Below are 13,996 nucleotides of genomic sequence, written 5' to 3'. Positions count from 1 at the left end.
GTCGGCGCCTGGTTGATTGGTTTTTATTTCGCGCGGCACGCGTAGATCAGGCTGAGCGTGCCGCTCTCGCTGGTCTGGCGCACCACGTCGAACGCGCCGCCGCAACTTGCGCTGGCCTGCTGCGAGCAGGAGTCGGAGCCCACCGGGCATTGAACCAGTGTGGTAGCGCGGCCATCCGGCAGAAACAACGGCGCGCTGCTGCTGCAAGCGCCCAGCAGGGACACGGCGCCGACCGCCAGCATGGCGCTGGCCCGGCGCGCAAAGAAGGAAAGACTGCGTTTCATTGGAAAGCCCCGATCACGTCTTGTTTTTCGATCTCGAGATTGTGCCACGGGGTCATTGCACTACGTCACTCGAGGTCGCCGGTCCTCCTCAAACCTCGATGCCGTAGGCCGCGATCTTCTTGTAGAGCGTCGCGCGGCCCATGCCGATCTGGCTGGCGGTGTCGATCACGCGGCCGCCGTTGGCGCGCAACGCGTCGCTCAAAAAGCGCTTTTCGAACGCGGCCATCGCGTCGCTCCACGATGCCGGGTCGGGCATTCCGGCGGTCGCGCCCGGTGCTTGCGACTGCGTGTGCGGTTGCGCGGCCACCTCGGTCACTTGAAGACCCCGCCCGCCAGGCTGCGCCGAACCGATGAAAGGCGCCAAGGTCCGCGCGTCGATCCGTTCGCTGTCGGAGAGCATCACGGCCCGTTCCAGCGTGTTGCGCAACTCGCGTACGTTGCCCGGCCACGCATACGCGCACAGCAACCGCAGTGCGTCGTCCTGCAATTCGAAGTGGCTGCCGGCGCGCGCCTGCGTCGACAGATCCTCGAGGATCGCGTAGGCCAGCGCTTCGATATCGGACGTGCGCTCGCGCAACGGCGGCGCGTGGATCGTCAGCACGTTCAGCCGGTAGAACAGGTCCGCGCGAAAGCGCCCCGTCGACACCAGCGCGGGCAGATCGGCCGAAGTCGCGGCGATAATCCGCACGTCGGCGCGCACAATCCGGTTCGAGCCGAGCGGTTCGAACTCCTTGTCCTGCAACACCCGCAGCAGCTTGCCCTGCAACGCCAACGGCATGTCGCCGATTTCGTCGAGAAAGAGCGTGCCGCCGTTCGCCAGTTCGAATTTGCCGATGCGGCCTTTGCGATCCGCGCCGGTGTACGCGCCGGGTGCGGCGCCGAAGAATTCGACTTCGAGCAAGGTATCGGGGATCGCCGCGACGTTGACGGTCACGAGCGGCTGATTCGCGCGCGCCGAGCCGCCGTGAATCGCATGCGCGAGCAGTTCCTTGCCGGTGCCGGTTTCGCCCAGCAGCAGCACCGGCGATTCGAGCTGCGCCGCGCGGCGCGCCTGACGCTTCACTTCGAGACAGGCCGCGCTCGTGCCGACGAAGCTGCCGAACGTGTAGCGGGCGCGGCGCGCCTGTGCGAGCGACTTGCGCGTCGCGATCAGTTCTTCCTGCACGCGCGAGTACTGGGAAAAGAGCGGCGTGAGCGCCTTCAGCTCGTCGAACAGCGCGAAGCCGACCGCGCCGACCGTCACCCCGGCGTCGTCTTTTAGCGGTAAACGCGTGACGACGAGCGGTTCGCGGTCGGTCTCCATGATGTCGAGCAGGATCGGCTTGCCGGTGGTGACGACCTCGCGCATCAGGCTGTTGGGAATCACCGCTTCGCAATCGCGGCCGATCGCCTGCTGCGGGTCCGAAAAGCCGAAGCGCGCCGCGTAACGCTTGTTGATCCAGACGACGCGCGCATCGGCATCGACGATGAACGTGCCTTCGCTGAAATTTTCAAAGGTGCGAAAGAGAGAATCCATCGCTCGGCGCAGCACGTCGTCGTAGGTGGCGGGCAGGCCCGCCCAGTCGTTCATCATGTTGTCGCTGTCTCCGGCTATCGTTCTAGTTGTGCTTGTCTCATTTTGTAGACAAGCTTATCTCATCGGAGAGAACGCCAGCAAGCCCTGCTGATAAGGGTTTAACCTTGGTTAGGCTTATCTTCGGCTGATTTACGTCCCGTTTCGGAGACGTTTGGGTACAATCGGCCGGACTACGCTACCCGCTTCGGCTACCTGATCAACGCATTGGCCGCGGCAGCGGGCGTGGCACGGAACCTGCGTTCTCGCGGCGCCGTGCCGTCGCACCGTCAGGACGGCGTACATGTAGAACAACCAAGCTTTGGAGACTCAATGTCCTTTGTCATCGTCCTCGCCGCGCTGGCGTTTCTGATGTTTGTCGCGTATCGCGGCTACAGCGTCATTCTGTTCGCGCCAATCGCCGCGCTCGCCGCCGTCCTGCTGACCGAACCGGCCGCTGTCGCGCCGGTCTTCACCGGCATCTTCATGGACAAGATGGTCGGCTTCGTGAAGCTGTACTTCCCGGTGTTCCTGCTGGGCGCCGTGTTCGGCAAGGTGATCGAACTATCCGGTTTCTCCGAGTCGATCGTCGCGGCCGCAATCCGCTATATCGGCCGCTCGCGTGCGAATGCGGTGATCGTCGCGGTGTGCGCACTGCTCACGTACGGCGGCGTGTCGCTGTTCGTGGTGGTGTTCGCGGTCTATCCGTTCGCCGCCGAGCTGTACCGCCAGAGCAATATTCCGAAGCGCCTGATGCCCGGCGCCATCGCGCTCGGCGCGTTCTCGTTCACGATGGATTCGCTGCCCGGCACCCCGCAGATCCAGAACATCATCCCGACCACCTTCTTCAAGACCACTTCGTGGGCCGCGCCTACGCTCGGCGTGATCGGCTCGCTGTTCATCATCGTGGTCGGTCTGTCGTATCTGGAATGGCGCCGCCGCGCCGCGATGGCGACCGGCGAAGGCTACGGCACGGAACTCGTCAACGAACCGGAGCGGGTCGAATCGAAGCAACTGCCGCATCCGCTGCTGGCCGTCGCGCCGCTGGTCGTGGTGGGCGTGGCGAACTTCCTGCTGACCCGCTGGATCCCCACCTGGTATGGCCCGACCTTCACGATCACGCCGGACATCCTGCCGGGCCTCCACGCGCCGGTCGAAACCACGGTCAAGGGCGTAGTCGCGATCTGGGCCGTGCAAGGCGCGCTGCTGCTGGGCATCATGATGGTCATGGCGACCGCGTTCGGACGCGTCAGCTCGCGCTTTGCGGTCGGCTCCAAGGCTGCGGTGGCGGGCGCACTGCTGGCGTCGTTGAACACCGCGTCGGAATACGGCTTTGGCGGCGTGATCGCGGCATTGCCCGGTTTCCTGGTGGTGAGCGACGCGTTGAAGAGCATCCCCAATCCGCTCGTCAATGCGGCCGTTTCGGTCAGCACGCTCGCGGGCATTACGGGCTCGGCGTCAGGCGGCATGAGCATCGCGCTGGCGGCCATGTCCGACGTGTTCATCAAGGGTGCCGAAGCCGCGCATATTCCGCTCGAAGTGCTGCACCGCGTGGTCGCGATGGCGAGCGGCGGCATGGACACGCTGCCGCACAACGGCGCGGTGATCACGCTGCTGGCGGTCACCGGCCTGACGCACCGCCAGTCGTATCGCGACATCTTCGCGGTGACGGTGATCAAGACGTTGGCGGTGTTCTTCGTGATCGCGGTGTATTACGCGACCGGGCTGGTTTGATCGAGGCGAGGCGAGCCGCACGGTGCAGGCAGCAGTGAAGTTTAAGTTTGATGTCAAACTTCACTGCTCTAAAATCTACCCGTGTACGGTAAAAGCGACTCAACTTGATTGAAATCTTGCTCTGAGAGACCCCTGCGCGCAAAATTTCTCTCGGAGCGGCTGGCCCCGACTGTTCCCATACAAAAAGCCGCCGTACACTGCGCTCATCCAGAAAACAAAGGCGAAATGACGAGGCGAAGCCCGGCGCTAGTTCGGCTGTCCCATGCGGTTAACTACTTACGGACGCATGGGAACATCTCTGCCCAAGACCTTGCCAACGCTGCCGGCATCAGCCGAAATACCCTTTTTCTCATCGAGCGGAAGCAAGGGAACGCAAAGTTGAGCACAGTAGACAGGCTCGCAACGAGCCTGGACGTGGCACCAAGACAATTATTCGAGGTGCGGCCTTCCCTTGACGACAAATACACCCCCGGGCCTCCTTTGCAAGCAACTGTTGCGCGCAACATCGCGTATTCACGCTCGCGGCGCGTCATGACTATGCGCCAACTGGAACAGGCCGCCGAGCTACCCGTCGGTTATGCTTCGCTCATTGAACGCACCAGTCCGGACCTCAAAATCGAGATGGTCGAACGAGTCGCCAACGCTTTAGATGAAAAAGTCTCAGAGTTGCTCGATGCAAATTTCGGCGACGAGCCTTGAGCACAACCGACCAGCACTGAACAAGCTTCACGATTGCGGACATCGGGCACGTGTTAGGGGTGGATTTTGTTGCGTTGCTGGCAAACCCGCCGCGAGGGCTCGCTTCGAACGCATGTTCGAAGTAGGCTCGTGATTTCTCCCGCTCCCGCCGCACGCAAGAGTCCCCTACCAACATCCATTCGACCGCATGAGCCGGATACTCCGCGGGCCATTCCCTCGCGAGAAACTGCATCGCCTCGCGCAAAACCACCACTGCCCTTCCCTGTATCCCGCCATCGTCCGCCGCAACCACTCCCAGAATCTGTTGCACAGCTTGCAGCCGGTCCAACGCCCGCCGGCAACGCTCAGCCATCGCTGGGGTGAGATTGAGCTCACGTGCGACGACCTCGAGGTCCCTCTCGACGTCTGATATCAGAATCCGCTGCAGTTCGTCGGCAGCGGCTTGAACAGGAGACTTTGTATTCATCGAACGTCTAGCGTGCAACATTTAGATTCCGGCGCCACCGCCGTCGCGCCTCCCGAAAACACTCACCTTTGCTGCATTCAACGCCCACGCATCGTCATCGCGCTTCGCCCTGAAGCGCGAAAAACAGCCTGTTTACAGCACTGCTACTCTGAATGGTCGTGGGTATGAAGCCCTAGCTCATTCATTTACCCTGTAGTCACGCGGTTTATACGAGGAACGATGTGGCACCGTACTGCTGCGCCACCCCTTGCGAGCGATTCGACCACCGCCCGCATCACCTCGAACGCTTCCGCTGGCCCTCTCGCCACATGCTACCCATCGACATTGCCTACATCTGCCCGCAACCGTTCCTGCGAACATCCCGTGGCGGCAATTTCCCTCGTCACTGTTTCCAAGAGCCGTTGCGCGCAATCAATCCGGTCAAGTGCGCGTCGCAGTCGTTCGAGCATCTCGTTTCGCAGGCCGAGTTCTCGCGTGACGACCTCGACGTCGGTCGCAGTGTCTGATAGCAGAAGCTCCAAGAGCTGTCCGAGGTGTGGTTTTGGGATAGGGGCGGTGGCGCGACCCGCGTCAGTGTAGACAGGTAGGTGGTCCATCTACCGTGTAGCCGCGGGGTTTATACGATTGAGCTAAGTGATATCGCGCTGCTAGGAGGTTTTCGGCGACTCGTGCCCGTTCGCTGACGAGCCGTCGGTCGACCAGAAGTCTTCGGTCTGAGCCAAGAAGAAAGCCTCTGCTGCGGCTCGCTGTTTCGATTTGTATTCGAGCACGTCAGACTTTCGAAGCATTCCGTCCTTCGCAGTTAGCTTGCCTTCATCGATGAGTTTCGCGATGTGAGCACGCGCGACGAAAAGTAGCTGCGCCCCCTCATCAAGCGTGATGAGTACTTCAGACATGTTGGTCGGCTCCGTCCGGCGAGGATGGTGAGAAAGCCCTCTGGCGAGCAGTGTAGCGCTGCCGTCTGGGAACAACTCCAGCGCAATTCCTACCCGTTCCGCAAAGGTGTTGAAAACGGAGCAACGACTGCCGGGCGAAACGGATGGCTTCATCGACGCGAACGTGACCTTTGGCAAGGCGGGGGGCTTCGGGCCTGACTCATCGTCGGAAGGAGACAGCCAGCGGTCGGCGCATCGCGACGATGCTCATGAGCACACGCAAGCCGTTCGCGCTTTCCGCGAGCTTCCCCGCTTGCTCAGCCAAAATTATCCCTTGCAATTAAAAGTTAAGGTATAAGTTTGATATGTGGCCCTTTTATACCTTATTATCTAATAATAGGGTATAAGGACTTGTTAGCGATGGCCAGCTTCCACAACGACGCGCTGCAAACTCTGTATTCCTCTGTCACCGAGCGCGCGAGTGCGCAATCTCACATCCCGCTGCATTCCCCAGGCTCCGCTGCGCAGAAGACCGTCGATGGGAAAACGTACACCTACTGGCGGGTGTATATGGCGTCAGGAAAGCACAAGGAAACCTCATTAGGCCGAACGGGAGAACCCGCTACCGCCGCTGCGCTCGACGCGAGACTACTTGAGAGCGCGGAGATGCGCGTGCTTGCCACCGACGTCCAGGTCCTGCGTAAGGCGAAGTTTGCTGCCGCCGACAATTCTTCGGCGCTAACTCTCGCAACACTCTTTAACGCCGGCATATTCAGCCACGGCGGAGTGCTCGTCGACTCCCACGCATTTGGTGCGCTACTGAACAGCCTCGGCGTTCGCCTGCCTGCGAACTACAGGCCCGAGGATATCGACATCGGAAGCACGGGGACCATTTCGGTGGCCATCCCGGAAGACCGCAGCTTTCTCGACATCCTGCGTGACAGCGGTATTCCCTTCCTCGAGGTCCCTGAACTGGACTCACGAAACCTTCGCGCTCACGGCCTTCTTGGCAGCAGTCTTCTTCGCTGTCGGGGCTTTCTTCGCAACAGCCTTCGTGACCGCCGGTTTCGCATCGGCCGCCGCACTGGCGCCAACAATCAGAAACTTGCTGCGGTCTTTCGCACCAGCAAGCCACGCCGGCGCCGGACCACGTCCGCTCCATGTCGCTCCGGATTTTGCGTCACGGTAAAGCGCCGGTTGCGGACCTTTCCGCTGCCCCTTGCCACCAGTCGCACCGACCGACTTCGCCCCCTTTTTGGCCGCAGCCTTTGCCTTGCTCACAACACCTGCACTCGCCGCGACCGCCGCTTCAGCGCCGCTTGCAATCAGGAATTTGCTTCGGTCTTTGGCTTCAGCAATCCAGGCCGGCGGGCGGGCATGACCGCTCCACGTTTCGCCGGTCTTGGGATTGATGTATTTAGGTGGCAGTTTGCCCATCGCGGCAGCCTTGCCAAGCGCTTTGGCTAAAACCTTTGGTTTGCTCGCAGTCGCGCCGGTCGCATCAATGAGGAACGTAGCCCGGTCCTTGGCGTTGGCAATCCACGCCGGTGCGCGACCATGTCCAACCGCGTCGTACGCGTAAGTCGCAACTCGTCTGCCGCAGTGACGAAGTTAAAGCGTGCCGCCTCCGCACTAACAAATCCGCGGCTGCCTGCAGAGCAAGAATTCCGAGGTAATCTCGGGGAGCGCCTCGCTACGACCAACTCCCTGCCTTTCATAACTTCGAGACATCTCTTTACCTTACTGAGTTAGCAGCCAATCAAGCGAAGGTCGGCGCGCCAGCCACATCGCCTGCCGGCACTGGAGCCTGCGCCGCTGTCACCGTATTTGCCGACCTCTCTTGGCACCAACTTTTTTCGAAGCCGTTTTGGCTGGAGCCGGTCTCGGCTTCTTCACAGCTGCCTTCTTCGTCGCAGCTTTTGTTCTTACTGACTTCTTTGCGACGACCTTCTTCGCGGTCGCTTTCTTAGCCGGTACTGCGCCCTTGGCTGCAGCAGTCTTCGGCTCCGCCGCGCCCTCGACCGCCCCTACAATCAGGAATTTCGCGCGGTCCTTGGCACCAGAAAGCCACGCCGGCGCCGGACCACGTCCGCTCCATGTCGCTCCGGATTTTGCGTCACGGTAAAGCGCCGGCTGCGGTCCTTTCCGCTGGCCCTTGCCAGGGGTTGCACCGACCGTCTTCGAAGCTGTTTTGACCGCGTTCTTCGCCTTGCTCGCAGCACCCGCGGTCGTCGCAACGGTCGCGTCAGCGGCACTTGAAATCAGGAACCTACTCCGGTCCTTGGCTTCAGCAATCCATGCCGGAGCGCGACCGCGGCCGGTCACTCCGGTCTTCTGATGCAGGTACTTCGGCGCGACTTCGGCTTTGACGCGAACAGCGGCTTTCGTCGCTTTGAAGGTTCCTCGGACTTCCACGTCCGGCAGGAGCGCCCACACTCTCGGGTTCGACTGACGGCCGAACGGATGACCAGACAGTTGGGACGCCGCGGGAGAAAGGGGCATCGCTCGGAATACGCAGTGAAATCGCGATACTGACTTCAAAGCGCCGTAGCGTTCAGGAGGCCTCGGGCTCTCGCAACATCGTTTTAGGTATTGCCAGTACTACAAGCATTGCGCCTGCCAGCAGTATCACGCCGAGTACAACAAAACCAATATATAGGCTACCGGTTCGAGACATCACTGCACCAAGGATTGTGGGACTTGAAAACCCTCCCAACGCTCCGAGACTACTGATGAGCGCAATGCCACCTGCTGCTGCATTGCCTTGCAAGTAAGCAGGCGGAATGGTCCAGAATGTGACCACCGCACCATAGATGCCCGCAGCCGCGAGACCGAGCAATGCCACTGTGATATACGGTAGGCCATGCCCCAGTGATAGCAATGTAAAGCATATTGCAGTCAGCGAAATCGCAGCCGCGGTGTGCCAGCGGCGCTCCATCATTCTGTCGGAAGAGCGGCCAAAAAGGTACGTTCCTGCCAATGCGGCAATGTACGGGATACAGGAAAGCCATCCTATCTGTACAACGTTGCTAAGCCCCTGCGCCTTAATCAACGACGGCATCCACAGCGCAATCGCGTTCGTCCCACAAAGCACCGAAAAATAGACAAAACCCGCGACATAGACTTTCGGGTCACTCAGGGCGCGTGTCAATCCTTTCGGAGTATGACCTCCTTTCAATTGCTGTTCTGCCTCCAACTCACGAACGACAATCGCTTTCTCGTCGGTAGACAGCCACTTCGCCTGCGCCGGTCCATCGTCGAGAAAGAAGTATGTGACAACACCCAAAACGATAACTGGCAGACCCTCCGCGATGAATAGCCACTGCCAGCCTTTAAGCCCGAGAATCCCGGCAAAGGTGTGCATAATCAACCCGGAAAGCGGACCACCGACAATGCCGGCTGCCGAAATTGCCATTACGAAGACTGACGTGATTCGCGCGCGTCGACGCGCCGGGAACCAGTAGGTCAGGTAGAGGATGACGCCCGGAAAAAAACCGGCTTCTGCGGCGCCCAGAAGGAATCGGGCTACATAGAGTTCCATGGGCGTTCGCACCAGACACATCCCCGCTGACACCGCGCCCCACAGGACCATGATTCGCAGGAACGTCAATTTTGCGCCTGCGCTATGCAAGTACAGATTGCTGGGCACCTCAAAAAGAAGGTAGCCGATAAAAAAGAGCCCGGCGCCCAGTCCATACGCCGCCTCACTTAAATGGATGTCCTGCATGAACTGCAGCTTGGCAAAGCTGATGTTGATGCGGTCCAGCTGGTTCATGATGTAGATGAGGAAGATGAACGGCAGCAGTCGCCACCCAATCTTGCGATAAACTGCCGCCGTTGTGTCAGACTCGACTTCGAGTTTGTGCTCACCCACTTCCAGTGCGCCCGATTCCATGCTGTCTCCTGTTAATACTCGTGCCGACGGTTCTGTTTGCCGTGCTAGTGGGTGTTACGAGGCGCCGGTTCTCTTTCAGATGACGCCCCGATTCTTCAAGCGCTCGATTTCCTCACTTGCGAGTCCAAGCAATCCCTCGTAAATCTCATTGTTGTGTTCACCAAGAGCTGGGCCGGTACGCCATACATGACCCGGAGTGCGTGAAAACCGCGGCACGACGTTTTGCATTCTTACTGCCCCGAAATCCCGGTCGCTGACGCTAACAATAGCTTCACGCGCCGCGAAATGAGGGTCCTCAAAAATGTCCTTGATGTCATAGATAGGGCTGAACGATACGTCGTGCGCGGTCAGCGTCGAGGCGGCTTCCGCAGCGGTGCGAGACGAAAACCACTCGCGGACCTGCTCCTCAATCTCCGACCGGTTCGCGATGCGTGCGACATTGGTATTAAAGCGCTCATCCTCCATCCAGTCGGCGTGCCCCAGCGCATGAGCGAACCTTACGAACACCGTCGGCGCGCTAACGGCCAGCGAAATCCATTTTCCGTCGCGTGTCGGGTAAACGTCGCTCGGCGCCGAATACGAATTCAAGTTGCCGGAGCGTTGGCGAGCAACCCCCAACTGGTCGTATTCGATAGCCATAAAGTCCAGAACGCGGAACATCGCTTCTGTTGCGGAAAGGTCGATTTCCTGGCCTGGCCGGCCAGGCAGACTGTCGCGATGACGCAGCGCCGCTGCAACGGCCATTGCCCCGAAAACGCCAGTCAGCGAATCGGAGACCGGGTAGCCCGGATACATTGGTGGGCCGTCGGGTGAACCGCAGAGATTCACAAAGCCGGACAGGCCTTCAAAGATGCGCGCGAAACCTGGCCTGCCGCTGTAGGGACCGGTCTGCCCGAAGCCCGTCACGCGCAACACAATCAAATGCGGGTTCAAGGCGAAGAGTCGTTCACTGGACAGTCCCCAGCGCTCGAGCGTACCGGGGCGAAAGTTCTCGATGAGCACGTCCTGGGACGCGACTAGCCGCTCGAACAGTGCTACACCTTCGGACTGTCGGAGGTCGAGAGTCACACCCTTCTTGTTCCGGTTGACAACCTTACTCCACAAGGGGATACCCTCCTTGTGTGGCGGCAGATACCGGATGTGGTCGCCCTTCTCCGGCATTTCCACCTTCAGTACGTCGGCCCCCATATCTGCCAGCAAAGTGGCCGAGAGGGGCCCAGCGATGACCGTCGCGATATCGAGAATCTTCAGACCTTCGAGCGGCCCACACGGCCGCGCTGCGTCCTGCTCGAGAGAGCGTTCATCGTTTCGCACCTTGTCTCCTTATGTACTGTTAACAGTCAACGCGCCGCGCCCTGCAGCCAGTATAAGAGCGCGGTGTAAAATCTTGAATTAAGATATCCCGCAAATCAGTTATGACGGTTGGAGATATCTGATGGCAAAAACGCTCGACCTGCAGCGACTTTCGCACTTCGTGTATGTGGCGGAATTGGGCAGCTTCTCTAAGGCCGCAGCGGTGTTGTCGATTGCCCAATCCGCACTGAGTCGACAGATGGTGGAACTTGAGACCGAATTTGGTGCTCGACTCTTGCACCGTACGGGCCGGGGTGCGGTACCGACAGAATTTGCCCAACGCATTCTCCCGCGCGTCCGGGCGTTGCTGCTTGAAGCAGAGCAATTGTCGGCAGACATCGAGGCCGCTCGCGGCACGCCTACCGGGCAGGTCAATCTTGCGGTACTCGCATCCTTGGGCACCTCGTTGCTCACACCCCTACTATCACGAATCAGCGAGAGATTGCCCGGTATTCAGATGCGGGTCCTCGAGGGGCTCACCGACCACATTGACGAGTGGCTAGTCACCGGTCGAGTCGACATCGGTGTGCTGTACGGGAAACGGCGCAATCCGGCGGCCGGCGACGAGCCGCTTTTTTCCACCCGGCTTTACCTGATTTCTGCACCGGGGGAGCAACCTCAGAAAACCGGAACTGTACCGTTTACGTTGCTTGCCAAACTGCCAATGATTTTGCCCGGCGTGCCGAACGGCCTACGTGTGCTTCTTGACGATATCTCCAAGACACAAGAAGTGTCGCTCGAGGTCGTTCTCGAGATAGATTCGGTAGCCACGATAAAGGAACTCGTGGCCCTCGGAAACCGGCACACAATCCTGCCACTCTATGCCGTGCAACGTGAAGTCAGAAATGGCGCGTTAATCGCCGCTCCGATAAAGCAGCCAGAAATTAACCGCACCATCCTGATGGCGGTATCTACACAACGCCCTATGAGCAGAGCTACAGGCGAGGTCGCGGGCGTAATCCGCCAGTTAGCGAAGGAGCTCACGGCTGAGGGGAGTCTGTCCGGCGTGCGTGGCGCTTGACTACTGTCGTCCTTGCCTGTTTCCGCAATTGCGTCGGAACGATGCCATTGCGGCCCGGTCAGCGAGAAAGGAACGAGAAACAAGGCGAACGACTAGCGAGAACGTGGCGACCGATGAGACCAGAGCGCGGTTTCTTTCCCCTTTTGAATGGAAGACGGCACGCTGAATATCGGCAGTGGCAGTGAGAACTTGAACGAACGGGACACGCCTGGCCCGCTCGTCTGTTTGACCGTCGCCTGCGCCTCTTAAGCGCCCACTTCGACTGAGGCTTCCGGCGTCGCGGTAGTGTCAGCCTTTGCAGTAACCGTTTTGACCGCAACAGCCTTCTTGCCTGCCATCTTCTTCGCCACCGGGCGCTGCACTGACGGCGCCGCTGCCTTCTTCGCTACGACCTTCTTGACCGTCGGCGACTTTGTCGCAGCAGCCTCCTTCGCCCCAACCTTCTTGGCTGCAGCCTTCTTTGCAGCCGCACCGCTCTTGCCGGCAGCCTTCGGTTTGCTCGCCTTGCTGACAGCACCAGCTTCCGACGCGACCGCTGCAGCCCCGTCAATCAGAAATCTGCTGCGGTCCTTGGCACCAGCAAGCCACCCCGGCGCCGAACCGCGTCCGCTCCAGGTAGCGCCAGACTTCGGGTCGCGATATTTGACCGGCTGCGGACCTTTTGGCTGCCCCTTGCCCGCAGTCGCACCGCCCGACTTCGACGCCGTCTTTTTGCCGACAGCCTTTGCCTTGCTCACAGCACTGGCCGTCGCAGCAACAGTCGATTCAGCACCACCTGCAATCAAAAATTTGCTTCGGTCTTTGGCTTTAGCAATCCACGTCGGCGGCCGCCCACGCCCGCTCCAAGTCGCGCCACTCTTTGGGTCACGATAAAGCGCAGGCTGCGGACCGCGGACGTAATTGCCAGCAGCCTTCCCTTTGCTCGCAGGTGCCGGCGTCGCCACCGCCGTCGCTCCGTCAACCAGGAATCGGTCGCGATTCTTTGCGGTGGCAATCCAACCAGGCGCCCGGCCATGTCCGGTCCAAGTGGCGCCGCTTTTCGGGTCGCGATATTTGGCAGCAGACGTAGCCGGCTTAGCGGCGTCCTTCGCGCATCGCTCCCCTCGAATCGGGGAAAATCAGAATACAAAAGTGTAGACAATCGGCTAGTCTGGAGGCGTTCTGGCGAGGCTCGCGGACCTTCCGTAGGCGTACGCGTCGCAGCGAAAGCAGAACTCTGGTAGTCGCGAAATCGCGCAAACGCAAGTCCAGCAGGCATTTGAGGACGTAGCATGCCGCTGGCAGCGATTCCAGACATCGACGTTTTTATTGACAAAATTTTTTTTCGGATAAATTGTCGACACTTGTGTAGTTTATTTTCCATCGTTGAGAGGGCGTCATCATGAAGTTTGCGAAGGAGCTGTGTATCAGCGCTGTTGCGAGCGCGTTGCTTTCTATTGCGACCGCTTCGGCCGCACAGACGGTGTCGCTTGGCGCGGTGTTGCCGCTTACGGGAGCGAGTGCATCCGTCGGAGACGACCAACGACGGGGTATTGAACTGGCAGTCGAACAAGTCAACGCGCATAACGGCGTGCTGGGTCAGAAGCTACAGGTCGTCGTGGAGGATTCCGGCGGCAATGCGGCGACGGCGTTGAGTTCAGCAAGAAAACTCGTTTCTGTGAACAAAGTCCCCGTTGTGCTCGGCGAGTTTTCCTCAGGAATCACTATCCCAGTCGGCGAATACGTCGTTCAGCAGGGCGACGTACATATCAACATCGGTTCATCGAGCCCAGCAATCCGCAAAATCGGCGAAGGGTCGTTCAGCGTTATCGGACTCGACGACCTGTCGGCTCGCTTCGCGGCGGGAGACGTCTTCGCCCAGAGCCTGAAAGACGTAGCGTTCATCGCACCGAACAACTCCTACGGTCAAGGTGTAGCCTCCGAATTCAAAAAGCGATTCGAGTCGCTTGGTGGCAAAGTATCTTCCGTCGTGCTGTACAGCGAAGGACAGTCGACATACCGACGCGAGCTGCAGCAGATGTCTCGCTCGTCTCCTCAGGCCTACGTTTATAGTGCCTACGGACAAGAGGCGGCGACCATCAATCGCGAAGCGTACGAACTTGGTTTGAGCAAAAAGA

Annotated in this window: 13 protein-coding genes and 1 pseudogene; 6 read left to right on the top strand and 8 right to left on the bottom strand. The window is 59.8% G+C overall.

The features are described from left to right. Nucleotides 1-23 precede the first annotated feature (23 nt). Together P0D89_RS02590 and P0D89_RS02585 are read right to left on the bottom strand one after the other, a co-directional pair. Entirely contained in the window at nt 24-284 is a 261-nt protein-coding gene (locus P0D89_RS02590) for a hypothetical protein (protein WP_408360442.1), read from the bottom strand. Between the two features lie 88 nt (nt 285-372). Then, the gene (locus P0D89_RS02585; RefSeq protein ID WP_408360440.1) at nt 373-1,857 is read right to left on the bottom strand and encodes a sigma-54 interaction domain-containing protein; all 1,485 of its coding nucleotides are present in this window, start codon (nt 1,855-1,857) and stop codon (nt 373-375) included. A gap of 312 nt (nt 1,858-2,169) precedes the next feature. On the opposite strand from P0D89_RS02585, the gene P0D89_RS02580 reads away from it, so the two are divergent. Further along, entirely contained in the window at nt 2,170-3,570 is a 1,401-nt protein-coding gene (locus P0D89_RS02580) for a GntP family permease (RefSeq protein ID WP_408360438.1), read from the top strand. 225 nt (nt 3,571-3,795) lie between these two features. After that, nucleotides 3,796-4,269, top strand: coding sequence for a helix-turn-helix domain-containing protein (locus P0D89_RS02575; protein ID WP_408360436.1), 474 nt, complete (start codon nt 3,796-3,798; stop codon nt 4,267-4,269). 1,113 nt (nt 4,270-5,382) lie between these two features. Here the strand turns inward: P0D89_RS02575 and P0D89_RS02570 are convergent. Further along, complete coding sequence (locus P0D89_RS02570; protein WP_408360434.1) at nt 5,383-5,631, bottom strand: MerR family transcriptional regulator; 249 nt, start codon at nt 5,629-5,631, stop codon at nt 5,383-5,385. 109 nt (nt 5,632-5,740) lie between these two features. On the opposite strand from P0D89_RS02570, the gene P0D89_RS02565 reads away from it, so the two are divergent. Together P0D89_RS02565 and P0D89_RS02560 are read left to right on the top strand one after the other, a co-directional pair. Beyond that, nucleotides 5,741-5,968, top strand: a complete 228-nt coding sequence (locus P0D89_RS02565; protein WP_408360432.1) for a hypothetical protein — start codon at nt 5,741-5,743, stop codon at nt 5,966-5,968. 62 nt (nt 5,969-6,030) lie between these two features. Then, nucleotides 6,031-6,537: pseudogene (locus P0D89_RS02560) on the top strand (nucleotidyltransferase family protein); the annotation flags it as partial. A 51-nt stretch (nt 6,538-6,588) separates the two neighbouring features. On the opposite strand, the gene P0D89_RS02555 reads toward P0D89_RS02560, so the two are convergent. From P0D89_RS02555 to P0D89_RS02540, 4 genes are all read right to left on the bottom strand, one after another. Beyond that, nucleotides 6,589-7,047 (bottom strand): H-NS family nucleoid-associated regulatory protein, encoded by a 459-nt coding sequence (locus P0D89_RS02555; RefSeq protein WP_408360542.1) that lies wholly within the window; start codon nt 7,045-7,047, stop codon nt 6,589-6,591. A 381-nt stretch (nt 7,048-7,428) separates the two neighbouring features. Further along, nucleotides 7,429-8,046 (bottom strand): H-NS family nucleoid-associated regulatory protein, encoded by a 618-nt coding sequence (locus P0D89_RS02550; RefSeq protein ID WP_408360430.1) that lies wholly within the window; start codon nt 8,044-8,046, stop codon nt 7,429-7,431. 118 nt (nt 8,047-8,164) lie between these two features. After that, nucleotides 8,165-9,505: an MFS transporter gene (locus P0D89_RS02545; RefSeq protein ID WP_408360428.1), complete on the bottom strand. Its 1,341-nt coding sequence runs from the start codon at nt 9,503-9,505 to the stop codon at nt 8,165-8,167. A gap of 75 nt (nt 9,506-9,580) precedes the next feature. Next, entirely contained in the window at nt 9,581-10,819 is a 1,239-nt protein-coding gene (locus P0D89_RS02540; protein WP_408360426.1) for a CaiB/BaiF CoA transferase family protein, read from the bottom strand. A gap of 121 nt (nt 10,820-10,940) precedes the next feature. On the opposite strand from P0D89_RS02540, the gene P0D89_RS02535 reads away from it, so the two are divergent. Next, a complete protein-coding gene (locus P0D89_RS02535) occupies nt 10,941-11,879 on the top strand; it encodes a LysR family transcriptional regulator (protein ID WP_408360424.1) in 939 nt (312 codons plus the stop codon). Between the two features lie 245 nt (nt 11,880-12,124). Here P0D89_RS02535 and P0D89_RS02530 read toward each other — a convergent pair whose 3' ends face one another. Continuing rightward, a complete protein-coding gene (locus P0D89_RS02530) occupies nt 12,125-12,988 on the bottom strand; it encodes an H-NS family nucleoid-associated regulatory protein (RefSeq protein WP_507028570.1) in 864 nt (287 codons plus the stop codon). Nucleotides 12,989-13,260: 272 nt separating this feature from the next. Between P0D89_RS02530 and P0D89_RS02520 the strand changes: the two genes are divergently transcribed. Next, a partial coding sequence (locus P0D89_RS02520) for an ABC transporter substrate-binding protein (protein WP_408376070.1) occupies nt 13,261-13,996 on the top strand: 736 nt, incomplete at its 3' end.

The organism is Paraburkholderia sp. RL18-085-BIA-A, assembly GCF_046027075.1.
GTDB lineage: Bacteria > Pseudomonadota > Gammaproteobacteria > Burkholderiales > Burkholderiaceae > Paraburkholderia.
The sequence above is the reverse complement of the archived record's forward strand: the minus strand, read 5'-3'. Positions and strand labels throughout refer to the sequence as shown.

What these genes read in the sequence shown, in the direction of transcription:
- P0D89_RS02570 (WP_408360434.1), bottom strand. Translation starts at nt 5,631, where the DNA reads ATGTCTGAAGTACTCATCACGCTTGATGAGGGGGCGCAGCTACTTTTC.
- P0D89_RS02580 (WP_408360438.1), top strand. Translation starts at nt 2,170, where the DNA reads ATGTCCTTTGTCATCGTCCTCGCCGCGCTGGCGTTTCTGATGTTTGTC.
- P0D89_RS02575 (WP_408360436.1), top strand. Translation starts at nt 3,796, where the DNA reads ATGACGAGGCGAAGCCCGGCGCTAGTTCGGCTGTCCCATGCGGTTAAC.
- P0D89_RS02585 (WP_408360440.1), bottom strand. Translation starts at nt 1,857, where the DNA reads ATGATGAACGACTGGGCGGGCCTGCCCGCCACCTACGACGACGTGCTG.
- P0D89_RS02555 (WP_408360542.1), bottom strand. Translation starts at nt 7,047, where the DNA reads ATGGGCAAACTGCCACCTAAATACATCAATCCCAAGACCGGCGAAACG.
- P0D89_RS02590 (WP_408360442.1), bottom strand. Translation starts at nt 284, where the DNA reads ATGAAACGCAGTCTTTCCTTCTTTGCGCGCCGGGCCAGCGCCATGCTG.
- P0D89_RS02535 (WP_408360424.1), top strand. Translation starts at nt 10,941, where the DNA reads ATGGCAAAAACGCTCGACCTGCAGCGACTTTCGCACTTCGTGTATGTG.
- P0D89_RS02545 (WP_408360428.1), bottom strand. Translation starts at nt 9,505, where the DNA reads ATGGAATCGGGCGCACTGGAAGTGGGTGAGCACAAACTCGAAGTCGAG.